This window comes from Cryobacterium sp. PH31-O1 (assembly GCF_030063455.1).
In the GTDB taxonomy this organism is placed as follows: Bacteria; Actinomycetota; Actinomycetes; order Actinomycetales; family Microbacteriaceae; genus Cryobacterium.
Genome location: NZ_JASITB010000002.1, coordinates 98,699 through 125,543, shown reverse-complemented (window position 1 = coordinate 125,543; position 26,845 = coordinate 98,699). Strand labels below are relative to the sequence as shown.

At 64.5% G+C, this 26,845-nt stretch carries 28 protein-coding genes and 1 tRNA gene; 6 read left to right on the top strand and 23 right to left on the bottom strand.

Features of this window, described 5'->3' with window-relative positions; all coding sequences use genetic code 11:
- The first annotated feature begins 134 nt into the window (after nt 1-134).
- Nucleotides 135-1,088 (top strand): aldose 1-epimerase family protein, encoded by a 954-nt coding sequence (locus tag QMK31_RS05380; protein WP_283499931.1) that lies wholly within the window; start codon nt 135-137, stop codon nt 1,086-1,088.
- Between the two features lie 131 nt (nt 1,089-1,219).
- Here the strand turns inward: QMK31_RS05380 and QMK31_RS05375 are convergent, their stop codons facing one another.
- From QMK31_RS05375 to QMK31_RS05365, 3 genes are all read right to left on the bottom strand, one after another.
- Nucleotides 1,220-2,725: an APC family permease gene (locus QMK31_RS05375; protein ID WP_283499930.1), complete on the bottom strand. Its 1,506-nt coding sequence runs from the start codon at nt 2,723-2,725 to the stop codon at nt 1,220-1,222.
- 201 nt (nt 2,726-2,926) lie between these two features.
- Nucleotides 2,927-3,892 (bottom strand): AraC-like ligand-binding domain-containing protein, encoded by a 966-nt coding sequence (locus QMK31_RS05370; RefSeq protein ID WP_283500265.1) that lies wholly within the window; start codon nt 3,890-3,892, stop codon nt 2,927-2,929.
- A 292-nt stretch (nt 3,893-4,184) separates the two neighbouring features.
- A complete protein-coding gene (locus QMK31_RS05365) occupies nt 4,185-4,781 on the bottom strand; it encodes a TetR/AcrR family transcriptional regulator (RefSeq protein ID WP_283499929.1) in 597 nt (198 codons plus the stop codon).
- Between the two features lie 151 nt (nt 4,782-4,932).
- On the opposite strand from QMK31_RS05365, the gene QMK31_RS05360 reads away from it, so the two are divergent.
- Nucleotides 4,933-6,852: a primary-amine oxidase gene (locus QMK31_RS05360; protein WP_283499928.1), complete on the top strand. Its 1,920-nt coding sequence runs from the start codon at nt 4,933-4,935 to the stop codon at nt 6,850-6,852.
- Between the two features lie 122 nt (nt 6,853-6,974).
- Here QMK31_RS05360 and QMK31_RS05355 read toward each other — a convergent pair whose 3' ends face one another.
- The 7 genes from QMK31_RS05355 to QMK31_RS05325 form a co-directional block, all read right to left on the bottom strand.
- Nucleotides 6,975-8,216 carry a hypothetical protein gene (locus tag QMK31_RS05355; RefSeq protein WP_283499927.1) on the bottom strand — a complete coding sequence of 414 codons (1,242 nt, stop codon included), beginning with the start codon at nt 8,214-8,216 and terminating at the stop codon, nt 6,975-6,977.
- The gene (locus QMK31_RS05350; protein WP_283499926.1) at nt 8,213-8,533 is read right to left on the bottom strand and encodes a hypothetical protein; all 321 of its coding nucleotides are present in this window, start codon (nt 8,531-8,533) and stop codon (nt 8,213-8,215) included. Before QMK31_RS05350 ends, QMK31_RS05355 begins: the two co-directional genes overlap by 4 nt.
- Nucleotides 8,530-9,660 (bottom strand): glycine zipper domain-containing protein, encoded by a 1,131-nt coding sequence (locus QMK31_RS05345; RefSeq protein WP_283499925.1) that lies wholly within the window; start codon nt 9,658-9,660, stop codon nt 8,530-8,532. The genes QMK31_RS05350 and QMK31_RS05345 overlap by 4 nt, the downstream gene beginning before the upstream one ends.
- Nucleotides 9,657-9,977 (bottom strand): DUF6507 family protein, encoded by a 321-nt coding sequence (locus tag QMK31_RS05340; RefSeq protein WP_283499924.1) that lies wholly within the window; start codon nt 9,975-9,977, stop codon nt 9,657-9,659. The genes QMK31_RS05345 and QMK31_RS05340 overlap by 4 nt, the downstream gene beginning before the upstream one ends.
- Before the next feature lie 106 nt (nt 9,978-10,083).
- On the bottom strand, nt 10,084-12,165 hold the full coding sequence (locus QMK31_RS05335; protein ID WP_502852670.1) for a heavy metal translocating P-type ATPase: 2,082 nt from the start codon (nt 12,163-12,165) through the stop codon (nt 10,084-10,086).
- Between the two features lie 17 nt (nt 12,166-12,182).
- Entirely contained in the window at nt 12,183-12,761 is a 579-nt protein-coding gene (locus QMK31_RS05330; protein ID WP_283499923.1) for a DUF305 domain-containing protein, read from the bottom strand.
- A gap of 66 nt (nt 12,762-12,827) precedes the next feature.
- Complete coding sequence (locus tag QMK31_RS05325; protein WP_283499922.1) at nt 12,828-13,439, bottom strand: hypothetical protein; 612 nt, start codon at nt 13,437-13,439, stop codon at nt 12,828-12,830.
- A gap of 295 nt (nt 13,440-13,734) precedes the next feature.
- Between QMK31_RS05325 and QMK31_RS05320 the strand changes: the two genes are divergently transcribed.
- Together QMK31_RS05320 and QMK31_RS05315 are read left to right on the top strand one after the other, a co-directional pair.
- Nucleotides 13,735-15,057, top strand: coding sequence for a DUF445 domain-containing protein (locus QMK31_RS05320; RefSeq protein WP_283499921.1), 1,323 nt, complete (start codon nt 13,735-13,737; stop codon nt 15,055-15,057).
- Nucleotides 15,058-15,137: 80 nt separating this feature from the next.
- Entirely contained in the window at nt 15,138-16,364 is a 1,227-nt protein-coding gene (locus tag QMK31_RS05315) for a GAF domain-containing protein (protein WP_283499920.1), read from the top strand.
- 594 nt (nt 16,365-16,958) lie between these two features.
- Here QMK31_RS05315 and QMK31_RS05310 read toward each other — a convergent pair.
- From QMK31_RS05310 to QMK31_RS05255, 12 genes are all read right to left on the bottom strand, one after another.
- Nucleotides 16,959-17,282 (bottom strand): hypothetical protein, encoded by a 324-nt coding sequence (locus QMK31_RS05310; protein ID WP_283499919.1) that lies wholly within the window; start codon nt 17,280-17,282, stop codon nt 16,959-16,961.
- Nucleotides 17,283-17,284: 2 nt separating this feature from the next.
- Nucleotides 17,285-18,163: a phage major capsid protein gene (locus tag QMK31_RS05305; RefSeq protein WP_283499918.1), complete on the bottom strand. Its 879-nt coding sequence runs from the start codon at nt 18,161-18,163 to the stop codon at nt 17,285-17,287.
- A gap of 110 nt (nt 18,164-18,273) precedes the next feature.
- The gene (locus QMK31_RS05300) at nt 18,274-18,489 is read right to left on the bottom strand and encodes a hypothetical protein (protein WP_283499917.1); all 216 of its coding nucleotides are present in this window, start codon (nt 18,487-18,489) and stop codon (nt 18,274-18,276) included.
- A gap of 13 nt (nt 18,490-18,502) precedes the next feature.
- Nucleotides 18,503-18,934, bottom strand: coding sequence for a hypothetical protein (locus QMK31_RS05295; RefSeq protein WP_283499916.1), 432 nt, complete (start codon nt 18,932-18,934; stop codon nt 18,503-18,505).
- Nucleotides 18,931-19,341, bottom strand: a complete 411-nt coding sequence (locus QMK31_RS05290; RefSeq protein WP_283499915.1) for a DUF6093 family protein — start codon at nt 19,339-19,341, stop codon at nt 18,931-18,933. The genes QMK31_RS05295 and QMK31_RS05290 overlap by 4 nt, the downstream gene beginning before the upstream one ends.
- Entirely contained in the window at nt 19,338-19,880 is a 543-nt protein-coding gene (locus QMK31_RS05285; RefSeq protein WP_283499914.1) for a hypothetical protein, read from the bottom strand. Before QMK31_RS05285 ends, QMK31_RS05290 begins: the two co-directional genes overlap by 4 nt.
- A gap of 14 nt (nt 19,881-19,894) precedes the next feature.
- Complete coding sequence (locus QMK31_RS05280; protein WP_283499913.1) at nt 19,895-21,184, bottom strand: phage portal protein; 1,290 nt, start codon at nt 21,182-21,184, stop codon at nt 19,895-19,897.
- A complete protein-coding gene (locus QMK31_RS05275) occupies nt 21,181-22,563 on the bottom strand; it encodes a terminase large subunit domain-containing protein (protein WP_283499912.1) in 1,383 nt (460 codons plus the stop codon). Before QMK31_RS05275 ends, QMK31_RS05280 begins: the two co-directional genes overlap by 4 nt.
- 741 nt (nt 22,564-23,304) lie before the next feature.
- Nucleotides 23,305-23,907: a hypothetical protein gene (locus QMK31_RS05270; protein ID WP_283499911.1), complete on the bottom strand. Its 603-nt coding sequence runs from the start codon at nt 23,905-23,907 to the stop codon at nt 23,305-23,307.
- A 10-nt stretch (nt 23,908-23,917) separates the two neighbouring features.
- Nucleotides 23,918-24,103, bottom strand: a complete 186-nt coding sequence (locus tag QMK31_RS05265) for a hypothetical protein (RefSeq protein ID WP_283499910.1) — start codon at nt 24,101-24,103, stop codon at nt 23,918-23,920.
- A 2-nt stretch (nt 24,104-24,105) separates the two neighbouring features.
- Complete coding sequence (locus tag QMK31_RS05260) at nt 24,106-24,288, bottom strand: hypothetical protein (RefSeq protein ID WP_283499909.1); 183 nt, start codon at nt 24,286-24,288, stop codon at nt 24,106-24,108.
- Between the two features lie 87 nt (nt 24,289-24,375).
- Nucleotides 24,376-24,594, bottom strand: a complete 219-nt coding sequence (locus QMK31_RS05255; RefSeq protein ID WP_283499908.1) for a helix-turn-helix transcriptional regulator — start codon at nt 24,592-24,594, stop codon at nt 24,376-24,378.
- Nucleotides 24,595-24,713: 119 nt separating this feature from the next.
- Here QMK31_RS05255 and QMK31_RS05250 point away from each other — a divergent pair, with 119 nt between their 5' ends.
- Nucleotides 24,714-25,505, top strand: coding sequence for a helix-turn-helix domain-containing protein (locus QMK31_RS05250; protein ID WP_283499907.1), 792 nt, complete (start codon nt 24,714-24,716; stop codon nt 25,503-25,505).
- Nucleotides 25,506-25,543: 38 nt separating this feature from the next.
- Nucleotides 25,544-26,668, top strand: a complete 1,125-nt coding sequence (locus QMK31_RS05245; protein ID WP_283499906.1) for a site-specific integrase — start codon at nt 25,544-25,546, stop codon at nt 26,666-26,668.
- A gap of 42 nt (nt 26,669-26,710) precedes the next feature.
- Here QMK31_RS05245 and QMK31_RS05240 read toward each other — a convergent pair.
- Nucleotides 26,711-26,783 (bottom strand) — tRNA-Lys (locus QMK31_RS05240).
- Nucleotides 26,784-26,845: the final 62 nt, after the last annotated feature.

Genomic DNA, 26,845 nt, shown 5'->3' with positions numbered 1-26,845 from the left:
GCTAAACGCTGACCGCCCCGACTAAACGGTGACCGGCGCATCCCCGACCCGGCCACACGGTGACCGGCCCGGCTTCAGCGAGTCTGGCGCATCCCCGACCCGGCCACACGGTGATCCCGCCATACACTGGGCGGATGCACGTACCCACCGGAACCCAGCACGAACTGACTCTCCCGACGCCGAGTGGCCTGGCCCGGGTGGTCGTGACCCAGGTCGCGGCCGGCCTGCGGTTATATTCCCTGAATGGCATAGATCTGGTGGAGACCTTCGATGAACTGGTTCAACCGCCGATGGCGGCAGGAATCGTGCTCGTGCCCTGGCCCAATCGCATTCGCGACGGCCAGTGGACCCAAAACGGCGTGACCCGTCAGCTTGCTCTGACCGAGCCGGGCAAGCACAACGCCAGCCACGGGCTTCTGCGCTTCGCGCCCTATCGGGCGGTGGGTCAAACCAGCGACACGGTGACGCTCGGCGCGACGGTGTTTCCGCAGTCCGGCTATCCCTTTCACCTCGAAACCGAGGTGACCTACGCCCTCACGGCCACGGGGCTCGACGTCACACACCGGGTACGCAATGTGGGAGGCGAGGCGGCGCCGGTCGCGGTGGGGGCGCATCCGTTTCTGAAAATCGGGGACGTGCCCACCGGCGACCTGGTGCTGCGCGTGAATGCCGCGACCCACATCGAGGTCGACGAGCGGCTCAACCCGACGGGCGAGACCGCCGTGGACGGCACCCGGTTCGATCTGCGCGGGGGAGTCAAAGTCGGTGACCTCGACCTCGATGACGGCTTCGGTGGTGTCGCCGGCGAGCACACCCTCACCGCCTCGGACGGCCGGAGCGTCACGCTCTGGGGCGACGAGACCATGCGCTACGTGCAGGTATTCACTCCGCGCATCTTTCCCGTCACGCAGGCTGCAACGGAGCCCGTGCGTGGCCTCGCCATCGCAATCGAGCCGATGACGGCCCCCGCCAACGCGTTCAACTCCGGCGCCGGTCTGCACTGGGCGCAACCGGGGGAGCAGTGGGTGGTGCGATGGGGCATCCGTCACGCCGGTTTCTCGCGTTCATCCAGGCGTTCACGGCATTGAATCGTCCGAATCGGCGCGAAACTCACGGCTCGAATGAAACTCACCGCTCGGCGCACGGCCAGACAACCGGTCAATCAACACCAGTGCGGCGCGGCCCGAAGGCTGCGCCGCACCCGCTGGGCTTCGAAAATCTACGACAGCACGTCCCGCACGAGGTTCTCGTTCTCGTGGTTCTGCAGCCGGGACCAGACGTAGCCGCCGATCAGCAGCACGAACGGCAGGGCCACGAGCACCCAGCCGATCGTGCTGAGGCCCCACGAGGTGGTGGTCGGGTCGACACCGTCGGCCACGGTGCCGGCCAGCAACCCGAAGTGGCTCATGAGTAGGTATTCGCCGAGCAGCAGGCCGATCGTGGCCAGCACCGGAGCGATCACGGTTTGAAAGATGTTCTCGGCACCCTTATTGCGGCGGAAGTAGGCAATGATCGCCACGCTCACCAGAATTTCAATGAGCACGATCGCGATCACCGAGAGGCCGCTGAACCAGTAGAACAGGTTGAGCACCGGGTCGAGCTGGAACACGGCGAACACGACGAGCACGACGCCGGTGATGACGGAGGTAACAAGCGAAGCCGTGCTCGGCGCGCCGCGGCCGTTGACCTTGCGAAGGGGCTTTGGCAGCGCACCGCCGCGACCGAGTGCAAACAGGTAGCGGCTGGCCGCGTTCTGAAAGGCCAGGAGCCCGGCGAACAGGCTCGACAGCACGAGGATGCTCATGACCGTCGCCATCCACGGGCCGATGTACTGGGTGGCCAGCGCGAACAGCACAGCAGCCGGGTCGGCCAGCGGAACGCCAGCGACCGTCGACAGCTCGACGGTCTTCTCGACCACGGTCGATGCTCCCATGCCGGTCACCATCGCGAATGCGGTCAGGCCGAACAGAACGGTGATGACGACGACGGCGAGGTAGGTAGCGCGCGGCACGACGGTCTTCGGGTCCTTGGATTCCTCGCCGTAGATGGCGGTGGCCTCAAAGCCGATGAAGGAGGCGAAGGCGAACGCAAAGGCGATGCCGGCCGAGCCGGCCAGGCCCCCGGCGACGATGGCGGCGGGGTCGAACGAGGCCCAGAAGTTGACGCCCTCAGGCCCGCCGTCGATCAAAATGGCGACCGCGGTGACCACGAGCGCGGTCAGTTCAAGCAGCATGAGCACGCCGAGTACCTTGGCGCCCACGTCGACGCTGAGCAGGGAAAGCAGGGTCACGACGCCCCAGGAGAGGAGAGACCAGGCCCACCAGGGGAGCACGCCGACCTGACCGGCCATCAGCGCACCGAAGAACCCGTAGATGGCCAGCTGAATGGCCAGGTAGGCGAGGATCGACACGAACGCCGATGCCGTGCCGAGGTGGCGCCCGAGGCCGCGGCCGATGTACGCGAAGAAGGCGCCCGCGTTGGTGACCCGCTGGCTCATCGCCGCGTAGCCGACGCTGAAAACGAGCAGAGTAAGCCCGACGACCACGTAGGCGCCGGGGGCCGCTGCTCCGTTTCCGAGCACGATCGCCACCGGCACCGCGCCGGTCATTCCCACGAGGGGGGCCGCGGCCGCGACGACGAAGAAGACGATTCCGACAACGCCGAGCCGTCCCTTGTGCAGGGCGGTTTCCGGTGCTGTCGTCGAATCGGGTTTGGTTTGGGTCATGGCTACTCCTCGTTGAGTAAGAGGTCGGGTGCAGGTGTGGCTGTGTCGGCGAGCGGATGCCGCGGCATCCGTTTCAGCTGTGTTTGGTGCGTGTATCTCACAGCGTGGCAATCTCCGGGCCGAACGGGTTGCCATTTGCGGCACCGGAGTTGTTTAACGGCGCAGTGTCGAATGGCGCACTGCCTGCGGTGACGAACGCGTTCAGGCGCGGCGGTAGGTGCTCGGCGTCTCGCCGAAGGCCGTGCGAAAAATGCGGCTGAAGTGCGCGGCGTCGACGAAGCCCCAGCGGGCGGCGATCGTGCCGACCGAGCGATCAGTCAGAATGGGGTCGCGCAGGTCGCGGCGGCAGTGCTCGAGACGTCGAGAGCGGATCCAGCTCGCCACGGTGCTGTCGGCCTCATGGAACACGTTGTGCAGGTGCCTGGTTGAGATGAAGTGGGCGGCCGCGATGCTCGCCGGGCAGAGTTCCGGGTCGCCGAGATGCGCATCCACATACGAGCGGATGCGCCCCAGCAGGTCGCCGTGCGCGCCTTTGTCGCGGCGCAGATTCAGTTCACTTTCGAACATGGTCGCCACGAGGTCGACAGCGTTGTAGGCGAGGCGGTGTCCGCTCGCGCCGGAGAGTACGTCGAGGTTTTCGGCGAGCTGCACCATGAACGGGCTGATCAGGCGACCGAGTCCGGCGTCGCCGGGCAGGCGCACGGCGGTGAGCTGGCCGACCGAATCGGCCGGCAGATCGAGCACATCGTGCGGGAACATGAGCACGAGGGTGCGAAAATCCCTCTCGAACTCGAGCGTGTACGGCCGGTTCGTATCGTAGACGGCCAGGTCGCCTGGACGCAGGGTGGCCTCGCGGTTGTCCTGCACGAGCAGGCCGGTGCCGGACAGCTGCAGATTCAGCTTGAAATACTGGCGAGTGGATGCCGCAATCAGCGTTGGTGTGCGCACCACCTGGTGCCCGTTGGCGCTGACCTCGACGATCGAGAGCTCGTCGAGCACGCGTGAGCGCAGGGTTCCGTGAAAGGTTCGAGAGGCGTTGCGCACCTCGAGCGGAACGAACGACTGCGAAACGAGCGTGCGCCACTGCGTGAACGAATCGGCGACCGCGCAACGAACGCCGTCGGCCGTCACGGGAGCGGCTTCCGTCACCGAGTTCACAACCGTCATCGTCACGAGCAGCTCCTTCGCTGGTTTACTGCGTCTCTACTGCGTTTCTACTGCGTTTCTACTGCGTCGACCAGATCTCATCCCATCGGGGTTGAACAATCATCGTCTGCAGCCAATGTAGTCCTCAGCGCGCTCCATGTCATTCTTTTTTCAACACTCGGCGAAAATAGATGGCCGTAGTGCGGCTGATCAGCGGTTGCCGCGGCTATTTGGTGCCGGCGCGGCTGGCCTGCCGGGCGCGGGTGCAGCATCCGCTCGCGTGCGCGGCCCGTCCAGCCCGTCCTTCCCGGGGCTAGTCCCCGGTCGACAGGAGTCGCAGGTAGCCGTCAAGCTGCGCTACGAGCTGCTCCGGGGCGTGCTCGTCGGGGGAGAGTGCTGCGGTGATCTGCGCGCCAAGTACGACGTTCATGAGGTGACCGACGACATCCGTGTCGGTAGTAGTGGTGTGCACCTCGCCGGAGGCTCGAGCCTCGGAAAGGTGCCCGAGCAGGGCGCGCCGCCACTGCTGCATGGATTCGTCGTGCAGTTGCGCCTTCGCGGCGTTGCTGAGCGCTTTCTGCCAGAACGGAATCACGATGCGCGCCTCGCTCACCCGGGTTTCATCGAGCGGCAGAATCTCGTGGCAATAGGCGCGCACGGCGGCAAGTCCGGTCAGGCCGGTGGTCGAGCGCTCCATGCGTCGGTTGGTCTGGCTGAAAACATGCCCGAAGGCAAAGGTCAGCAGGTCGTCCTTGGTGCCGAAGTAGGGTTTGAGCGCGCCGTTGGCGAACCCGGCCTCGGTGGCGATCTCGCGCATGGTCGCGCCCTCGATGCCGTGCCTGGCGATGATGCGCCAGGTGGCATTGACCAACTCGACGCGACGCTGGTCGTGATCGACGACTTTCGGCATGGGCCCTCCTGGTGGCGAATCATCAGCTTGTCAGAAAGTTTCTCAAAACGCTTGCCAGCACCGGCGTGATGGCTTTATATTCTACAACCATAGGAAAAAACTTTCGGGGTCACACTGACGTATCCCGGGCCGATTCAGGAAAAGAGAAGCAATGCTCACCGCCGAGACCGCTGACACCGCCGATACTCTGACCGCTTTTGCGCTGCCGACCGCGGAAGAACTGCAGAGAGTGCGCACGATTCTGGCCGACGCCGGCCTGTTCGGCGACACCATTCGCGTCGCCTACCTCGGCCTGCTCGACCCGCCACGAAACGCCACAGACCTCGACCGACGCTTCCGCGCCTTTTTACACGACGTGTCTGGCGCCGCCCCGACCGACGTGATCGTGTCGGCCACCCACAACACCGTCGAGTCCAGGGTGACTCTCGACACGGCCCTCACCGGAGAACTTCCCGTGCTCGAAGAAGAGTTCGGCGCCGTCGAAGAACTCCTCACAACGGATGCCCGCTGGCTCGCCGCCCTCGCCGCCCGCGACCTCGACGTGGCCCAAGTGCGTGTCGCGCCGCTCTCGGCCGGAGTCTTCGAGTACCCGAATGAGAAGGGTCACCGCATTCTGCGCGGGCTCGCTTTCGTGCAGAACTTTCCAGAGGACAGCGCCTGGGCACACCCCATTGATGGCCTTGTTGCCTATGTCGACATCGTCGCCAAGACCGTCGACCAGGTGCTCGACTTCGGCGTCGTGCCCATTCCGGCCGAGCACGGCAACTACACCGACCCCACCCTCACCGGGCCGATGCGCGAAACGCTCAAACCAATCAGCATCACCCAGCCAGAGGGTGTGAGCTTCACCGTCACCGGCGGCAACCACATCGAGTGGGAGAAGTGGAGCCTCGATGTGGGCTTCGACGTGCGCGAGGGCGTCGTGCTGCACAACATCGGCTTTCGCGACGGCGAAAAGACGCGGTCCATCATCCGTCGCGCATCCATCGCCGAGATGGTCGTGCCCTACGGCGACCCCGCCCCGGTGCGCTCGTGGCAGAACTACTTCGACACCGGCGAATACCTCGTCGGCCAGTACGCCAACTCGCTCGAACTCGGCTGCGACTGCCTCGGCGAGATCACTTACGTCAGCCCGGTCATCACCGACGGTTTCGGCAACCCGCGCGAAATTCGCAACGGAATCTGCATGCACGAAGAAGACTGGAGCATCCTCGCCAAGCACAGCGACCTCTGGAGCGGCATCGAATACACCCGCCGCAACCGCCGCTTCGTCATCTCGTTCTTCACCACCGTCGGCAACTACGACTACGGCTTCTACTGGTACCTCTACCTCGACGGCACCATCGAGTTCGAGGCGAAGGCCACCGGCGTCGTCTTCACGAGCGCCTACGCCGGCAAGGGCTACCCCTACGCCTCCGAAATCGCCCCCGGACTCGGCGCCCCCTTTCACCAGCACCTGTTCAGCGCCCGCCTCGACATGGCCCTCGACGGTGACACCAACCGGGTCGAAGAAGAAGACGTCGTGCGCGTGCCGATGGGGCCGGGCAATGAGCGCGGCAATGCCTTCACCCGCCAGCGCACCGTGCTCGCGACGGAATTAGAGGGCGTCAGGCAAGCGGATGCCGCCATCGGCCGCACCTGGCACGTCTCCAACCCCAATTCCCTCAACCGGCTCGGCGAACCGGTGGCCTACAAACTGCACCCGAATGGTCTACCCGTGCTGCTGGCGGACCCCGAATCGTCGGTTGCCCAGCGCGCCGCATTCGCAACCAAGGGCCTCTGGGTCACGCGCTTCGCCGAGGACGAGCGGTATCCCACCGGCGACTTCGTCAACCAGCACTCCGGCGGCGCCGGACTGCCGGCCTATATCGCGGCCGACCGCGCGATCGACGGCGAGGACATCGTGCTCTGGCACACGTTCGGCCTGACCCACTTTCCGCGGGTTGAGGACTGGCCAATCATGCCGGTGGACACCGTGGGCTTCAAGCTGCGTCCCGACGGCTTCTTCGACCGCAGCCCCGTGCTCGACGTGCCAGCGAACAAGCCGGCATCCGGTGGTCACTGCCACTGACCGCGCGCCAGTGCTTCCCCTGCGGACGGGGCCCGGGCCCCGTCCACGGGCCCAGTTTATAAACTGGGCCCGTGGCCCGGGCCCAGGCCCCGACCGGTAGGTGCCGCGGCTGCGAGCTCGGGTCAGCCGCGCAGCGCGGTCTCGAACAGGGCAAGCAGGTGCGTGTAAAACGCGGAGCTCGGCATTGTCGTGATCGGAACGACCTCGTCACCCGGCACGGACTCTGGCGCCCCGACGTTGAGCAGCCCGGCCGATGGAGTGTTGATCGCGCGCATCGACGAAAGCACCGAACGCACCCGCAGTTCGGTCCACTCCTGGTTCCAGAACCGCACGAACGCGTCGTTGGCGTCAGCCGGCGGTGCCGGCAGCGTCAGAGCATCCGCTGCCAGGCGTTCCTGCAACACACGGACCGACACCTGCTCGGGCTCCATCGCCCGCGACCACATCGGCCCGATGCCCAGAAAGCGCAGGATGAGGTCGACGGTCTGCCCGACGGGACGCAGCTCGATGGCGAAACCGCCGGCATCCGCTTCGTTCTGGGGTGCCGCCGAGTAGGCGAACAGGGTGGACTCGCCTCGCGTCCAGCTGCGGAGGCTCTGGGTGATCCCGCCGCGGGTCGTGCTGGCCTCGAGCTGGATGACGCCGGCGTCCCAGTGGGCGACGACCTGCAGGGCGAAGGGGCTCAGCCGGCGGCTGTTGCCCTCGAGCAGGCCGCGCTCCCGCAGCTCCCGCTGGGCGGGGGAGCGCCAGGCCAGGGCACCGGTCGTGCGGGCGGCGAGCAGCGCGCCCTGCGCCGCCGCGGAGATGTCGAGCCCCGGCGGCGTATACATCTGAAACGAGGGCACGCGCTCGAGCCGTTCGAGCGGCCCACCGGCTGCGGCGGTGGCGGCGAGGTCGAGCTTCGGGGCGACGTTCGCATTCAGCTGGGTGGCGCTCATCTCCCCGGTCAGTTCGAGTGCCGTCGCAGCATGCGAGAGCGTCGGCTGGCAGGCGAGAAACTGATGCGTCGCAACGGATGCCGTGAGGTGGACGTGTCGCAGACCGGTCGCCCAGATCCAGCGCAGGATGACGATCTGCAGGTCGCCGGCCGGGTAGCTCGCCGTGATCATGCGCCCGTCGACTGCCTGCTCGGCCCACAGGTCGACAGCGATGATCTGGGCGCCGGGATGGTCGGTGAGGATTGCCGCGATCGAGACGCTGGAGGCGGCCTCGATCGGTGCGTCCGACGGCGTCGACGTGAGCACGATATTGGGCCGAAATGCACCGGAGGGCGTGTCCGTCAGGGCGAGCACGAGTTCGGCGCCCTCGTGTGACAGGCTTTCCCAGCCGCCGAGCTCGGGCAGCGTGGCGCTCGCGAAAGTCATCTGAGTCCCTTCAGGGTTTTGAACCAGCCTGGCAGCAGAACCAGAGGCATCCAGAACAGGGAGACGGCGAACGCGAGCATGCTCAGAACGCCGATGGTGCCCAGAACGACGGCGAGAACTCTCGCCTCGTCAGCCAGCGCGGCGCTGGTCGCCGAGAGGATGATCGCGGCGAAGCCCATGAACACGAATCCGAAACCAACGCTGTAGCCATAATGCCCGGGGGTGACGGGGACTATCCAGTTGCTCCAGATGCGGCGGTAGGCGAGCGTGCCGAGGGTCAACGCAAGCAGCCCGATGCCGAGCAGAATCCAACTCATCCGAACAATCCGTTCCAGGTGTCTTTGATGCCCTTGCCGATTTCGGCGCCACCCCAGCCGCCGGCGACACCGCCGATCACGCCGCCGACGATGCCGCCGATAACCGTTCCCGGGCCGGGAAAAATGCTGCCGATGGCTGCTCCCGCCAGTGCACCGGCCCACGCGCCACCTGCGCCGCCGGCCGCGCTCGCCCCACCGACGATGACGGCGTTCTGGGTCGCACTGGCGACGCGGTCACCGTCGTCCCACTCCGGGTGCGCCTGGAGGTCTGAGTTGTATTGGTCGGAATACTGGCCCCACACGGTCAGACCCACGCCCGCGACGCCGAGAACCTTGCCGCCGGTCCGCACCCAGGTCGGCGGCGCCACGGCGTCGGGAACCGCTGCCAGGAAGGGCTTCGATTTCCAGCCCTCCGGCAGTGCGATCGAGGTGGGTAGGGGGGAGGTGGTGGTTCCCACCTTGACCAGGAGGCCACTCGGCAGACGCGTGTACCCGACCCCCTTGATGATCTCGTCGGGCACGATGGCGTCGATACGGGGAATCAGCGGAAGCACGGCGCCCGGGGTGGGCACAGAAAAGGTGCGGTAGCGTGCCATGAGCTCGGCCGCGAGGCCCTGGGCCGTACCGCCGGCCAGGCTGTTGGCCGCGCCGAAACCGCTCGTTCCCCACAGCGGCTGGTACTGCATCAGGGCGCCGAGTGCTGAGGCGCACTCTTCGTCGGCGGCGATGGCATTGGCGTTGAACCGGGCGACGTCGGCCCGCAGGGTCGACCGAATCTGGCCGAAATCGATGGTGACCTCGGCGTCGAGACCTCCGAAGGCGGTGATCTCCTGCAGGAGGTTGTTGCGTTGCGTTTTCAAGGTGGAAAGCGTTGCGCTGTAGTTGTCGAGCGCCGTTTGGGCACTTCGAGTGGTCTGGCCGATCTCATCGACGATGGAGCGTGGTGTCGTCAGGGCCGAATACACCGTTGCGCTTTCGGGAGCGTGGTACGCCGCCGACATGCCACCCCACTGGCTCTCCGCGCGGGTCATCGATTCGGCGAGCGTGTCTGCAGACTTGACGAGAGCGGAGCCGTGCCCTTCCAGCACGGCTCCGTCCGGCAGTGTTTCGAGCACGAAAGTGGTCATCGGGCTACCTCGTCGAGTTTCCCCTGATTGTCTTGGGCCATTTGCAGGTCGCCGCGTTCGTAGGCATCCACTGCCTCAGCAGTGTGAAAGGTCGCCGACTCGAGGTGGCTCTTGGCTGATGCGACGCTGACCATCAGTTGGGATTCGGCGAGCTCGAGCAGTGCCGTCGCAGTCCTCGATCCGGGTGCAGCTGCCGAGGCTTCGGCCAGCTCGCTGGTCAGCGCAGTCGCTGCGGTGTCGAACTCCGCGGACTCTGTCGCGACAGCACCAATAATGCGTCGAGTTTCGGGTAAATCAATCGACCACGACTGCGACATGATTCCCCTGTTCCGGTGCTGTTGCGCCAATCGACGTGTTCCCCGCGCAAATCGACCTTATCCGACGACGGTGGGCTTTTCTGTTTGGGGGCCTGATCCGATCGATTCAGCCCGCGCGCACACTCGATTCGGGACGAAGATCGAGGCGGCGCAGCAGCTGAGCGTTGAGGGCGACGACCACGGTGGACACCGACATGAGCAGCGCCCCGATCTCCATCGGCAGAATGAACCCAATCGGCGCGAGAACGCCGGCAGCGAGCGGAACCGACAACAGGTTGTAACCGGCCGCCCACCACAGGTTCTGCTTCATCTTGCGGTAGCTGGCCCGCGACAGCTCGATCACCGAGAGCACTGAACGTGGGTCGTCACTGGCGAGAATGACCCCGGCCGAGGCGATCGCCACGTCGGTCCCGGCACCAATTGCGATGCCGACATCGGCCTGCGCGAGCGCGGGCGCGTCGTTGACGCCGTCGCCCACCATGGCCACCCGGCGTCCCTCCTGCTGAAGCTCGGCCACCTTGCGCGCCTTATCCTCCGGGTGTACCCCGGCGAACACCCGGTCGATGCCGAGCTCCGCAGCCACCGACTGCGCCACTGCCTCGGCATCACCGGTGATCATGACGACCTCGATACCGCGGCGGTGCAGGGCATCCACGGCCTGCCGCGACTCCTCGCGAATCTCATCGGCGAGGCCGATGGCGCCGATCACGTCGCCGTCGCGCAGCACGTGCAGAATGATCGCGCCCTGGCTCTGCCACGCCACGGTTTCGGCGAGCGGCTGCGCCGCGTGTTCGTCGAGCAGGCTCGGCCCGCCGACGCCGATGCGGTGGCCATCGACCAGGCCGGTGACACCGACCGCCGCGGCGGTCTGGAATTCGCTTGCCCGCGGAACGGTCAGCCCACGGCTATGCGCGGCCGTCACGATGGCGCGAGCAAGCGGATGCTCACTGTCGCCTTCCACGGCCGCCGCCCAGGTGAGTACGTCGTCGGCGGTGACCGGCGCGCCGGCGCGCTCCGAATCATCCGCTTGGCGACCAGCACCAGCACTGCCGGCGACAGCAACGTGACTCACCGTCGGTTCGCCCTTGGTGAGCGTGCCGGTTTTGTCGAAGAGTACCGAGGTGACCTGGCGCATGCTCTCGAGGGCGAGCCGATCCTTGATGAGCACGCCGCCCTTCGCCGCGCGCTCGGTGGCGATCGAGACGACGAGCGGAATCGCGAGCCCGAGCGCGTGCGGGCAGGCGATCACAAGCACGGTGATCGTGCGAACGACGGCATCCTGCGGCTGACCGAGCAGGGTCCAGACGATCGCGGTGATCACTCCGGAACCGAGCGCGAACCAGAACAGCCAGCCGGCCGCCCGGTCGGCGATGCGCTGCGCCCGCGACGAGGAACTCTGCGCCTCGCTGACCAGCCGCTGGATGCCGGCCAGCGCGGTGTCATCGCCGATCGCCGTCACCCGCACGCGCAGGGCGGAGTCCGTAGCGACCGTGCCCGCAACGACCTGGTCGCCCATCGAGCGCTGCACCGGCCGTGATTCGCCGGTGATCATCGACTCGTCGACGTCGGCCGTGCCCTCGACGACCTGCCCGTCGGCCGGCACACGCCCGCCGGGGCGCACCACGACGAGGTCGCCGAGCACCAGATCGCTCGGCGAGACGACGACAATCGCATCGCCCTCAACCCGTTCGGCTTCATCGGGAAGCAGCGCTGCGAGCGACTCCAACGCAGTGGATGTCTGTGCCAGCGACCGCATTTCAATCCAGTGGCCGAGCAGCATGATCACGATCAGCAGGGCGAGTTCCCACCAAAAGTCGAGCTCGGCGTCGATGAAGCCGAGGCTCGCGCCCCACGACGCGAGGAATGCGACCGTGATCGCCAGGGCGATGAGCAACATCATGCCGGGCTTGCGAGCCTTCAGCTCGGAGACGGCCCCGGTCAGAAACGGACGGCCGCCCCAGACGTACATGACGGTACCGAGCACGGGGGAGACCCACGTGACGCCCACGACGTCGGGCAGGGAATAGCCCACGAGCATCGAGAACATGTGGCTGAACCCCACCACCGGCAGGGCGATGACGAGCATGGTCCAGAACAGGCGCCGAAACTGCCCGACGTGATCGCCGTGGCCGGCGTGGTTCATAGCGCCGTGGTTCATGGCGCCGTGTTCCATGGCCTTGTGCTCCATGGCCCCGTGTTCCGTGGTCATTTGGCGCTCGTCAGAAGGTCGTTCATCACGGCGATCTCGCCGGTCTGCGAAGTCACGATCGCCTCGGCCAGGGCGAGCGCGTCGGCGTTTTCGCCGTCGGTCAGCTCGTCTTCGGCCATCGCGATCGCGCCCTCATGGTGCATGATCATCTGGGTCAGGTACAGCGCTCCAGCATCCGCTCCCGACGCGTCTTGCAGTTGCATCATGTCGTCGTCGCTCATCATGCCGCCCATGCCGTTGTCCATGTCGGCCATCCCGTTCTCGGCGGCATCCCAGTCGCGCAGCCACTCCTGCATCGTGCTGATCTCGGGCGCCTGCGCGGCCTTGATCTGCGTCGCGAGATCAACGATGGCGGGGTCGATGTCGGTTTTGGCCAACAGGTCATCGCTCATCTCGACGGCCTGTTCGTGGTGCGGAATCATCAGCTGGGCGAACGTGACATCGTCACTGTTGAAAGCGGATGCCGCGGGCGAACTACTCGAGTCCGCCGCCGGTGAGGCGCCCGCACAGGCGCTCAGGGTGAGGACCGTGGCCAGGGCGGCAACGGCCAGAAAAGGTGCACGTGCTGTAATCATCGTTCAGTCCATTCAATTCGAGTCAGAGAAAATCGGCGTCACAGTGCGCCCGAGAGCGCGCGGCTTCTAGATGCGACTTATGCACAGACCGGTGAGACTCGGGCGAGGAATCCGCGAACCCACGACGAAAACGGCTTGCCGAATTCGCAAGGCGGCGCAGCGCGTACGCTCGATGCAGCGCGCACGCAACGACAGGAGAAGGGTCGCGAGTACGAGCAGCATCACGCAACCCATCACCATGAGGGCGCAGTCGACCATGCCGTCGTGACTTGCGGCCGTGATCAGGGTTGCGGTCGTCGTCAGGGTCATGGCGACCATCGCGGTGTCGATCACCGGCGCGGGTGCGGTGGCGGCCGGCTGGGCGTCGGCCGCCACCGCGTGTGCGGTAGCAGCCAATCTCCCGGTGTTCAGAGTGGCTTGGGCGCTGCTCGCAAAATGTTCCGCAGGGTTCATTCCGGTGTGAGCGGTGCTCGCGGCGGCCAGCGCGTGCTCCGCTGCGTGCGACGATGAAACCGGCAATGGAATGCCCATGACGTGCGCGCTCGCCGCCGAGTGCATGGCCAGAACGCTCAGCATGAGGGCGCCGAGGGCCAGAAGCGCAAACAGCGCGGTGCGCAGGTTCAGCGGTGCACCCTTCGATGCGAAAGCGGATGCGGCCGTGACCGTTGTCGGGCTCATGTCACCTCCGTCCGCGCGTGCGTGGCGGCGCGAGTACGCCGCATACCCCCCTAGAGTATCTGATCGAGCCCTCTTCGTGCAAAGTGCGAGGACACACAACGTGCGCCGAGCCGGGAGTTTTCACCCGTGGCGTTGGCCGAGTCGTGAGTTTCAGGTCGCTGAATCGAACAAATAGCGCCAAGCCTCACGGGTCGGCGCCCGAAACTCACGGGTCGGCGAAGGAGATGTGCAACCCGCTGGCCCACCACGCCCAAATGTGCACGCGCGCAGCACCAGGATCGGGCAGGCTTGAACCATGGCGCTAAGAGAAGCCCCCCAACCCGAAACGGCGAGCACCACGACATCAGGCGAAGCCCGACCCGTCGAGTCCCCGAACGATCAAGCACGCCGCACCGCATTGAAACGAATGAAGCGGCTCGCAGCCGGCCTGCTCGTCGTCATGGCCGTCATCTTCACCGTGTCGTTCGCCCTGCAGGAGCGCTATCCCTGGCTCGAATACGTGCGCGCCGCGGCCGAGGGCGGCATGGTCGGCGCGATCGCCGACTGGTTCGCCGTGACCGCCCTGTTTCGGTACCCGCTGGGTCTGCGCATCCCGCACACCAATATCATCGCCAATCGCAAGGATGAGATCGGCGCGAGCCTCGGCGAATTCGTCGAGACCAACTTTCTTTCCGAGGCGGTCATCCGCGGCAAGCTCGAATCGATGAAACCGGCCCGCCGCCTCGGAGCCTGGCTCAGCGACGACACCAACGCCGAGAGACTCACCGACGAACTCGCTGTCGCCGGCCGGGGCCTGCTCAACCTGCTCGGCGACGACGCCATCAAGAACCTCATCGAATCCGTCGCCCGCGAACACCTGATCAAGCCCGAGTGGGGCCCGAGCCTCGGCCGGGTCGGTCAGCGCCTCGTTACCAGCGGACAGCAGCACGCCGCCGTCGACCTGCTGCTCGACCGCGCCGACGGCTGGCTGCGCGACCACCCCGAAGCGTTCGGCCGGGTCGTATCGCAGCGGCTACCCACCTGGCTGCCCGGATTCGTCGACAAACTCGTCGACGATAAGGCCTACCGCGAGGTGCTCGTCTTCGTGGCGTCCGCCCGGCAAAACCGGCAGCATCCGGTGCGCAAAGCCCTCGACGACTACCTCAACGAGGTCATGCATGACCTGCAATATGAGTCGGCCATGATCGACAGGGTCGAGAACCTCAAAGCCGAGGTGCTCGACAACGCCAAACTGCGTGAGTTCGCCGGTGACACCTGGGAAGCCATCAAGGCGTCCCTCACCCAGGCCCTCGGCGAGCCGGCGAGCGCGCTGCGGGTCGGCATCCGCTCGACGCTCGAAGACGTTGGCAACCGCCTCACAACGGATACCGCGCTGGGCTCCCGTATCGACCGCTGGCTCGCCGACACGGCCAGCTACATCGTCGCCAACTATCGCCACGAGATCGCCGGGGTCATCACCGAGACGGTCGAACGCTGGCCCGCGGCCGAAACCGCCGCGAAGATCGAACTTCAGGTGGGCCGCGATCTGCAGTTCATCCGCATCAACGGAACCGTGGTCGGCTCCCTCGCCGGCCTGGCCATTTTCACGCTCGCACACGCCGTGGCCGCACTCTTTTAAGGCAAAATATTTCAACCGTGCGCAGAGTGCGCCCCGATTCGGGGGAGAATTGTCAGAACTGCTGTACCTGAAAGGTTCCCATGCACGACCTGACCCGATGGGCGCTGCGCCCACTGATGCGCGTGTGGACGGCATCTGCTGAAAGGCAGGACCGACACCTGCCCCGCCCGAGCGACGCCCCCCAAGCCCACGCCGCCGGGATTGACAGCGACCGCGTGCTCATTCTCGGGTGCGGGCCGGCCGTCGGCTGGGGCGTGCTCAGCCACCAGGTTGCCCTGCCAGGCTCGCTGGCCCGCGAACTAGCCGCGCGCACCGGTCGCGGCGCTGACATCGACCTCGTGGCCAGCCGCACCATGACCGGCGCGAATGCTCTCCTGGCGCTGAACGGCACCCGGCTCGGCCGGTTTGACGCCGTCGTCGTCATTCTGGGCCTCAACGAAGCACTCGACCTGACCAGCGTCAGCGAGTGGCGCGACCGGTTGACGGCCCTGCTCGCCGTGCTGGAGCAGGAGACCTCGCGCAGTACCCACATCTTCGTGCTCGGCATACCCCCCATTCGCAGTATTGAAATTTTCCGGCGCCCGCTGGTCTCCATCGCCGAGTGGTCGGCCACCGACCTCAACACGGTCAGCGCCCAATTGGCCGACGAGGTGCCGCGCACGACGTTTGTGCCATTCTCGCCGACGGCAACCATCGATCTCGATCGCCATCGCAGCGCCGGGGACTATCGCGGCTGGGCCGTGCTCCTGGCCAATGCCATGTCCGACAGCCTCGACTTGGCGCGCCTTGGTATCACCGGCCTCGAATCGGCACGCCAAACGGATGTTGTTTGCCGGGAAGGCGCCCGGCAGAAGGCCGTCGATGGTCTCGCCATCGTCGACACCCCGGCGGAGGCCAGGTTCGACCGGCTGGTACTGCTCGCGCAGCGTCTGTTCGACACGGAAGTGGCACTGATCACCATCATCGATCGTGACCGGCAGTGGCACAAAGCCCGGGTCGGGCTGGAGGCGACCGAAATGCCCCGCTCTGACTCGTTTTGCGCGGTCACGATTGCCGACGATGGCCCGCTCATCATCGAGGATGCCCGCAGTGACGCCCGATTCAGCGAGAACCCGCTAGTGCTGGGCGATCCGCGCATTCGCTTCTACGCCGGGTTTCCCATCGAATCACCGTCGGGGGAGCGCATCGGTGCCCTGTGCGTGTTCGACCCGAAACCCCGTTCCGCCGCCGACGTCGACCAGGTGCTGCTGCGGGAGCTCGCACTGCTGGTACAGCAAGAACTGCGGCTGCCGCCGAGTGCGCAGTAGCTGTCCTTTCCACGACGTGCTTCTGGTGCGGCGGAGCTCGGTGCCTCCCGGGGAGGCTCGCGGCGTCGACGTCGGAGCCTGGCAGTTCGCGAGCACCAGCGGAACCCGCACGTGGCCATGACTTGTACCGGGCCACTCGGGAGGCAGGTAAGCGTGAGCGCGGTCGTAACTCCTGCAATTTGCAGCGCGCACAGTGTCGATGCCAGTAAAACACTGGGCGCGCACCTGGCGCTCTCGCAAATTGCAGGAGTTATGCGCGGCCAGACTCCATCGGCCTGGCTGAAAAACAAAAATGCGCACCGAATCCTATGGATTCAGTGCGCATCTGCCGCGCCACGTGCGCGATTATTGTGGGCCCCGTCGGGCTCGAACCGACGACCCAAGGATTAGAGTTAGTCGGTTACCGGGGGTTAGTTCGGGATGCCGTATGTTGCCTATTGCTAGGCAAACACTCATTATTCGCCCCTAGGCCTTATCGGGTGTTGCCGGTGAATGTTCGGGATAGATTCGGGGTTTAGGCGTAGTCCTTATGCGTAGTAATGCCCCCGGGCTTCACGTTCCCGGGGGCATTACCTTTGTTACTCAGGTCGTCGTCTACGCGGCCTTGCGGCGGTAGCTGTCGAGCACTTGCCGTTCAATCAGGGAGAACCCCTCGAACACGGTGCGGCGTGTCTGGTAATCGTCGACAGAGACGGTGATGGTGCCGTCGGGGTTGTTCGACAGTCGGGCAGTTGCGGATACGATCACGGCGGCAAGCGCGGTGTTCGGCTCGCTGTACTCGTCGAAGCCTTTGCCCCGGGTGTACGCCTTGACCATCTCCGACACGACGACGACGTGACGCCCGGCCAGGGTAACGAAGTCGAATTCGTCACCCCGGCCCAGGTATTCGGCAACGTCGGTGCCGGTCACGGTGGCCATGGTTAGACCGTGATGCCGGTGAGCTTGACGATCGACTCGACGTTCAGCGGGGCGGCGTCGTAGCGGGCGGTCACGCGGATTGCCTGCTGGTCGTAGTCTCCGAACGTCTGGTCGAGGATCTTGACCGTGGGTGCCTGATCGCGGGCAACTGCAATCTGGGAGAAGTCGGCCAGGACTGCCTGCGTGGTCTTGGTCGTGGTGCCAACTACGGGAATCCGGTTGGTGATGATGACCGGGGAGCCGAACAGACGGAACACGCCGTCGGTGGTCGGGTCAGGGGTGAGAACGTACTGGTTCGATCCGGTGGCCTGCTTGATCTTGCGGAGCGCGACGAACGTTTCAGGGCGAAGCATCCACTTGAGAGACGCCATGTTCACGCCGCCGGCCAGTGCCTTACCCCAGGCGTCGATCAGAGCGTCGAGGGTGACGGTGCCGACGGCGGCGACTTCCTGCGTGCCGACGTAGTTGAGGATACCCAGCGGGGTCGTGCCGGCGTCTCCGGTGCCGGCAATGAACGCGGTGTCGAGCTTGGTGGCAACGTCACGCACAAGGCGGTCTTTGATTGCGGCCTCGAGGGACACGACCGACTGCCGGGCCAGCTCGTTGCTGAAGCGGGTAAGGGTCTTTACCGACTTGATCGTCGAGGGCAGAAGCGTAATCTCGTCGAACGACACGTCGGCGTCGGTGATGAGCTCATTCTCACCCTTCCAGTCGGGGCTGGTGGCACCACCGAGTTTCGGGACGCGGACGGGGCTGCCGTCGGTGTCGAAGATGCGCGGGCCAGCGGCGAGGAACACGGATGCGTGCTCGAGCGGCTGAACCAGAATGCTCTGGACCTGTTCGGCGGTGAGTTCTGCGGCGTTGGCGGTGGATACGGCCATGATGTTTTCCTAACGTGAGGGTGAGGGTCACGTCGGAAGCCAGTTCCGCAACGCATAAGGGGCAGGTCATCAAGACCTGCCCCTATCATACCCCCTTGGGGTATCTATATCTAGCGAACGAAGACGTAATTTTCAGGTTTCGGCTTGCGCTCCACCGCGACAGGGATAGACGGTCCCCTCGCAATGGTCAGCCACCGTCCTTCACCTAAATGCAGCTCGAGCGTGCCTGCGGTTACTCCGTCCCAGTAGGTGACGGCATCGTAGGCGTCTTCGGTGATATCGAACTCTTTGCCCGCGTAGTGCAGCGTGTAGATGTCACTTGCCATTAGTTCATCCCCCCTATTTCGCGCCGGACCTGAGTAGCCCGGACAAGCTGAACGTATCAGTGACTCCTGACGCCCCCTGCCCGATATCGCCGGTGGGCTTGCGGTTGGCCAGGTGAGGCTTGGCGGTGAGGAGCGCGTCGATTGCCTCGATCATTTTAGGTGAGTCCCTAAGATGGTCTTCGTCGAACACGAGGTCGGTGGGGTCTTGGAGTCGGCCCGTTGCCGTGACCAGTGCGGTGTGAAGTCGTGCGGCGAGGTCGTCGGCCTGCTGCGCGCGGGTGCGGTATTTGCCGTTCTCTTTGCGTAGGTCTTCGACGTATTCGCGGGGGAAGGTCTCGGGGTCTTCGGTGGTGTCGGTGGCGGGTGCGAGCGGTTCGCTAGGCGACTCGGTTAGCACTTCGCTAGCGGGTGCTACGTCGGCGGTGGTGTTCGTGGTGTCGGTCATGAGTTGACTCTTTCGATGGAGTAGCGGCGGGCGGTGGAGTAGGTCTGTTCGTGTGTTCCCTCGATGCGGAACGTCTTGCCGACGAGGGCAACGTCGAGGGGGTTGGCGGTAATGGTCAGGGTGTCGTCGGGGGTCACGTTGGCGGTCCCGGCGCGGTTGACGGGGAGCGAGAGGATCGACTGCTGAATGGTGAGGAGCTGCGCGGCGGCATCCACCTGTTTGACACTCACGCCGGCCAGGCGAACCTTGCACTTCCCGGCGTAGATCGTTGCGGGCTCGGGGGTGTCGTATTCGCCAGTGCCCTCGTTGAAGACGGGCGCGCCACCACCGCGGGTGATTGTGCAGGTTGTGAGCATGAGCTTTTCCGCTTCACGCTGGCCTGCCTTGATGTCGCTCTGAATGGTCATCGTGCTACCGCCTTTACTTTGTCAACCGTGACGACGCGGTGCGTACAGGCGCACCCTTTGTGGTGCGGCATCCGGTGGTCTTTCGGCCAGATGCGGCCTTCCCTCCACCAGTAGCGGCAGAGCTGGCAGGGGTCAGAGTCCATTTGTCGGACGTACCCCTCGACGGCGGTGGATTGTTTCACCCCTTCGGAGTAAGCATCCGTGGCGGCACCCAGCGGGGCATTGCTGGCAAAGCGGGTGAGGCGGGCGTCGATATCTTCCCCGGCCTCGAAGTCCACCAGCAACGTCTCAACGCCCCGCTGAAGCCTCGGCTGGTCGTACCCGCGCGGCAGTACCCCGAGCGGTGCGAACGTCTCCCCAGTGAGCCGGTACAGCTCGGCAGACAGGGACAGGTCGGCCAGTGCCACGGCCTTACCGTTGGCCTGCAAGATTAGGGCGGCGGCGAGCTGCACGAACTGGGGTTTCGTGATCCTGCCCAGCCCGTACACGCGCCACGCCTCGAGCACTTGCACGTTGGTCGTGTCGCGGAGCTTGGACAAGCTCGACTGGTAACTCACTCAGACACCAGGAACGCGGACAGGTCGGCTCCCGACGCGGTGAGGGCTTCGGCGCGCTTACCCTGCATGATCGTCGTGATCTGAGACGGGCTATAACCCATCGGGTCGGCCAGCACGGCGACCAGGGGAACACCGATACCGGCGAGCTTGGCGGCGGCATCAGCTACCTGTGCCGGGGTGCGAGTGTCGGGGGCTTTCCATAGCGTCTCGAAGTCGCGGGTGTTCTGCCCGTCGCGGACCTTCATTACCAGGTCGGCCACTTTCGCCCAGCGGCGACCCAGCGCGCGGTGCTTGCCAAAGATCGCGGCCACCAGCGACGCCTCGGCGCTACTGATCGCGTCGGCGCTCGGCGGCTGGTCACCGTTCAATCCCAGGTAGTGCGGCGGCAGGCCACTAATTGCACCGATCTGCTGTGTGAGGATTGCCACGATATCGCCGTACCCGTCGAGCCGTGCGCCGTCGAACTGCCCGAACTTGGTTTCGGCGTCTTCGGACTGCCAGACCCGGTTAGCTTCGGAGCTGAACGGGTTCACGGCGTTTCCGTCGTCGTCTTCCACGATCTCCATGCCGGTGACCCAGCGGCGCGGGCGGGCGAAGTATTCGCTACTCACCAGCGCGTCGGACATGATCTTGTTGAGCCCGTCGGTGAGGTCGAGAATGTCGGCCATTTCGGAGACACCCTCGAAGTCGAGCAGTCGGCCACTGTTCACCAGCGGCACGACGGGCACTTCACCCAGCGGGTTCGGGAGCACTTCGACGACCTGCAACGCGTTCTCCTTCCCGGCGTAGCGGGTGATCTTGTCGGCCTCGAGAACGACGGCGTGGTGTGTTGTGCCAGACAACCACTTCTTCAGTACGGCGGTTACTTCACCGGATGCTGGGTCAAAGATCGCGGTTACCTGTTTGGCAGACTCCACCGTGACGCGCGGGCCGTTCGGGCCTGCCCAGACGAACACAAAGGATCGACCGTAGACCAGCGCGTCGAGGTGTGCCAGATGAGACTGTGCCTCGAGGTCGTTGGCCTGCCAGATGCGCCACAGGTCAGTGTCGGCGTTGTCGTCCCCGATCGCCCTGAAGCCGGTGACCTGAAGCCGTTCAGCGATAGACCGAACGGTGAGCTTCGGAAAGTTGACCGACAGGACGCGGAGCTTGTTTCCCAGGGCCTCGGCAGACTTCGGAGACAGGAACGCGGCGGGCTGCGTGCCGGCGTAGTAGCTATCGAGCTTGGCAAGTCCTGACTGGGACTCGTCGAGCTTTGCGGACAGGACTTCCAGTAGTTCGCTCAAAACGAAACCACCCTTCTTTTCTTGGTGTTGTTGTGCCAGGCGGCACGGTCCCACGCGACGATTGCAGCTACGGCGGCGTCAATCTTGCGGGGTGAATTGCGCTTGTCCTTGGACACGATCGCGCCGATAGCGGTTTGGACGGCCACCGTCTGCGAGACGTGCAGGGACAAAGTTTTATTGCCGTCGTGAGTCATCGTGTGATCCATGACGGCGGCATAAAGTCGATCTGTTGCCGGACCCATACGGTTACGGAATCCGGTGTTGTACTCCACGACGCGGCGTTCACCGTGACGCTTGGACCAGTCTTCAATCTCACTGCGCCACCCCCAGGGGTCACAGGCCAGCTCCACCACGTCGAACGTGTTGAACGCGTCGGTGACGGCCTGCGTAACCTCGGCGCGCGGTACACGCCAGCCCACAGACTCGGGCTTGTTCCACACGTTGATTGGGCTAATGAATCCGTCCATCGTGCAGGCGACCAGCGCGGTCGAGTCGCCAGAGGCAGATCCGTCGAAACCTAAGACGATTCGTTCGCCAGGCTGCAAGGTGCGGTCATCCTTGCGGGTGTCCCACATACCGAACGGAAGCCACGAGTCCTGAGACCCTGCCCACTGCCCCAGCCGGTACCGACGGAATGCCGCTTCCCGGGTCGTGGCCTGAGTCGCGCGGAGAGCATCAATCGAGAGGAAGTCACCCAAAGCCGGGTTAGCAATCTGCCACGCTGCCTCGTCGTCGACAGCGCACCCTTCCGGCGCTGCCCACTCCCGAAACACAAACGCGGGGTCGGCCTGTTTGCGCCCGTACTTCACCAGGTCCCACATGACGGATTCTTGCGAGTCCGACGGGGTACTGATCGCCAGCGTCAACGACTCGGCACGCTTGCCAGATGCCGACGTGACAGCCTCCCAAATGTCACGGTCGACGACGTGCAATTCGTCGACGATCATCAACGTCGGGTCCCAGCCCTGAAGCGCGGCCACGGTAGCCGGCAAAGCGTAGAACTCTCCACCGTTCAACGGCGTCACGATCCGGTCCTTGTAGACGTGTGCCCGGTCCTGCAGCTCGGGGTTCAACTCGATCATTCGGCGCGCGGCCTTGTAGACGTGCTGCGCGGTCTGCTCACTCGAAGCCACCACCAGAACCTGCGGGGCGTCGATCTCATCAGCGAACAGACCGTAGAGCGCCAGCAGCGCGGCCAGCCCCGTCTTGCCGTTACCTCGAGGGAGACTCAGAAGTGCCTGCCGGGGTCGCGGGCGGTCCATCGGATACAGCGCGGCCACCGTCTCGAGCTGCCACGGCCTGAGCACGAACGGCGACCCGCTGCCCTCACCCTTCGGCACCTTCAGAAACGACTTGGCGAAGGCGTCGATACGGTCCACACCACGAGCCGGAAAGGCATCCCATACCAGCGGATCGACCGTAATGGCCGACTTCGCCCCGGGCCTCAAAATACCCCCTCCGGTACAGTGAGGAAGTTTGCCATTCCCCGGGGGACTTTAGTGGATTCGTTCTGCCCCCTCCCCGCTGGTCCTGTGTCGTCCGGTGCGCCCTTTGCACCATTGCAGGCACGGCATAGCACGTCCACGTCTGCCAACGTCTTAGCGGGCCACCTGAGGTGATCGCCTGTCAGGTCGTCTTTGGTGCCACACGTAGAGCACCACGGCTGAAGCTTGCGGGCACGACGACTCAGGCGAAACCACGATGACGTGTACCCGCGTTCGGTTGCCGACAGCTTGCCCGGTTGCTGCCGACGATGAAGGATGCACCGATACTCACCCGGTTCACCGCACACGACGCAGAGGGTCAAGGTCAAGGGGTGATCCTTTCAACGTGCAACGCCTCGGGGCCTTGCGTGAGGTCGCAACTCGGGCAGGTATCGAAGCCACCGACCTCGGCGGCGGGGTGGATAGGGAATAGGCAGATGCGGCACTCGGTCCACGAGTCAGGGTCAGCACCCAAAGACGACCGCCAGGCCGACACGCACGAGTCACAAATACCCAGACCATTGGTGCGCTCACGATGCTGCACGCATGTCGGCGCGGGTCGTTCAGACTCGAGGTTCAGAAGCCACCGATAGGGTCGGCCAGGTTCAACCGTCGGCCACTCGAGCAGGACGCCCATTAGGCAACCCTCCTACGTTTGCGCGTGCCGTTCTCGATGTACGACTCGAAGTGACCAGCCGGTGCAGGTACAGGCTCGGAGACTTCCCCGGTCCGCTGGTTGACAGTCTCGACTTCCTCACTTGCTGAACTCACTACGTCCTTAGCTGTCTCTGTCTCTGTCTTGTCCTGTCCTACGTGGCCCGTAACGTAACCGGTTACGTCATCTGTAACGTCAACGGACGGTGTGGGAGTGAAAGAAGGCGAGGTCTTCCCGGCCTTCTTGCTCTGCTCGTCTCGCCACTTCTGCTGTTTGATACGGTTCATCTCCTTGTTGTGCTCGACAGTGTCGGCGGTTGACTGGCCCAGGAGTTTGACCCACTCGATGAGCTGGTAGCCGGTCGCGGTCTTGATCCACAAGCCGGCCACCTCGAGCTGCCGGAATGCTTCGGGCTGCTCGCCGTCGGGGTGCAGCATCCGAAGGTATCGGGCAGGGATAATCCCGTCTGTCCCGCGCCCGTTCGACCACATGAGCGCCCCGGTGAGAACGCGCCATGCTGCGTCCGACAGGTCGTCGAACTCCGGGTTGTTCAGCCAGTGCGATTGAAGCCGTGCATCTGCCATGATTTGATCCCTACGGCCATTCATCGGTGACGTGTGGCTGCTCGATCTGCTGCGCGGCCTCGATCAGCTTTCGGGCCAGGATTCGGGCCTGATTAGGTGTCAACGGAATGGTGGCGTCCCACTCCTCGGACAGGATCACGACGGTAGCCTCGGCATCCGGCCCGATACCGCGGGTGCCATTGACGACATAGGTCATGGTCAGCGCACCACCGTGACGAAGTAGTCGGCGCGGTTGAGGCTGCCACCAACGGCGTGCTGGTCACCGTTGCAGAGGGTGAGCATGTCGAGGTCGTTGGGACGAATGCTGCGCCCGGTGGGGCTGGTGACGGTGTGACCGTTCCAGTCTTTTGCAGTGGGCGGTACGCTTGATAGTGTCTTCATGATCGTTTCTCCTTGGAAGGTGTTTCGGTCGTTGCGTCCGGTTGAGTTACAGCTCATACCGGGCGCTTTTTGTTTGGTCGCGGTCATTTAGACCGCCTCGGCAATCTGCGCGTCGATCCAGTCGTCGACGGCCTTCTGTGTCCAACGCACACGGCCCCCGACTTTGAACGCCTTGGGCATGTCGGTGCCGTCGCTGCGCCAGCGGTAGATCGTGGCGACGCTCATGCCGAGTTGCTCGGCTACGTCGTTGACGTCGAGGTTGCGGCGCTGCCGGCTCGAGACGTCAGGCGTGATGAGTGTTTTCATTCCTGCCTCCATTCGTTTTTCTCACTTTCAGTAGGTGTGCTGATCGCTTATCTCAGACATTAGCGGAGGTTGTCACCGGATGCAAGTTTCTACCGAAGAGTGTTGCTAGTATTCGATTTATGAAGTCGGATACCAGAAAGTTCTCCCTTGACAACCTGCCCGGGGATGACTGGGAAGTGCGGTTCACCAAAGGGATTGTTCGGACGATCGCCCACTATCGCGACTTGCGCGGGTTGACGACAGAGCAACTAGCGGCGAAGTGCAGCGAAGCCCTTGGTGAGCCGGGCAAGATCAAGGGCAATACCTTGAACGGGCTGTTCGCCGGCAAGCGAAAGAGCATAGGCATGGCCGAGATGTTGGTCTTTGCGCGCGCACTGGATGTCCCCCCGATCTTCCTCATGCTCCCAATGGCTACCGGGGATGACGTCGAGATCGGGCCGGGGGAGAGTATCCACGCCTACGCCGCGTACTGCTATGTGACGGCTGTCCCTCGTCAGCCATTGGAGTACAAACTGGAGACGCGCACCTATCGCGAATTGGGACCTTGGGATAACTCAACCGTCATTCTGGACACGCTCGCACGGCATGAGACTGCCATCAATCAGCTCAGGATGGCTACCGAGGAATGGTTGGGAAGTCGGCTGGTGATTGAAGAGACAAAAGGAAAGGTCAGATACGCTCCAAAGTGGGACGAGGAGCACGAAGCCCTCTGCCGTGACCGCCTACAGACCATAGCGGATGCACGATTCAAGTTGAGAGCAAAGGGAGTCACGCCGCCGCCGATTCCCCCGGCAATCGCCTTCGTCGACGAAGACCCGGTGCCCGCGGTCGAGTTGCCTCTTATGGGTTTCGTCGAGGAATCAGGCGTGCTCAGTGCTCGCGCGTACCAAGTCAAACAGATCATGAAGTAATGTCCCGCCCACGTAACCCCGTCGGCACTCACGGCGTCGTGAACGTTCAGGAGACGACGCCGGGCAAGTGGCGCGCGCGGACGCTGTACCGCTTCCAGGACGGGAAGCGGCGGCAGGTCGAGCGGTTCGGCTCGTCGTCGTCGAAGGCGTCGCACGCGCTAAAGGTGGCGCTAACGACGATCGAGACGCCTTCACACCTTGCGATTACGAAGCGGACGAAGCTGTTCGATCTGGCAGACGCCTACCTGTTGCTGAAGGAAGAGACAGGCCGGGCACCGCGCACTATCTCGACTTACCGGCACAATGCCGACACGATAATTAAGCCGGGGATAGGTCAACTCACGGTCGGTGAGGCGACGACAATGCGCCTACAGCGTTTTATAACCGACACGGCGACAAAGCACGGCCACGGCTCGGCAAAGGGATGCCGGTCTGTGTTGTCGGGAATGCTTGCGCTTGCCGTGCGGAACGATGCGATAGTGACTAACCCCGTCGTCGGGATCGCGGGGATCGAGCGCAAAGCCACCAGGGCGGCGACCGCACTGCCACTCGATCAGGTCCCGGCATTCTTGGCGACCATCCGAAGTGATACCGAGATGCAGCGGCTTGATCTGGTCGAGCTCTGGGAGTTCATGGCGCGGACCGGATGCCGCATTGGTGAGGCGTTGGCGCTGCGCCGTGACTTTGTGAACCTCGACGCGGCCACGGTGACGCTCGGCGCGAGCGTGTCGCGGGTGAAGGGTCAGGGGCTGATCTTGCGGGAGGCAGGCAAGACGGCGACGTCGGAGCGCACGATCGTCGTGCCGGCTGAAGTCGTGGTCATGCTGCGGGCCCGGTACGCGGTGCAGCCAGGCAACGATCTAGACCTCGTGTTTCCGTCGATGCTCGGCAAGCTGCGCGACACGTCAAACACAGAGTCGGACTGGCGAGACAATCGGGAGCGGCTTGGTTATCCGGGGTTCACCTCCCACGGCTTCCGCAAGACTGTTGCCACGGCCCTCGACGCGGCGGGATTGTCAGCGCGGGACATTGCCGACTATCTAGGGCACAAGCACCCATCTATGACGCAGGACGTCTACATGGCCCGAAACACTCAGAGCGTGAAAGCGGCGGCGGCACTCTCGGCATTGTTCGGGGTAAGTTCGGGGACACGAACCATCTAACTCTGTTCGTGCCCCGACTTCCGCGTCTTTACGCGGGTTTTGTGGGCCCCGTCGGGCTCGAACCGACGACCCAAGGATTAAAAGTCCTTTGCTCTACCAACTGAGCTAGAGGCCCGTGTGTTCTAATCTACCGTGGATTCGCGCTCAGCTTTTCTGGGTAGCGTGGAGGGCAGCAAA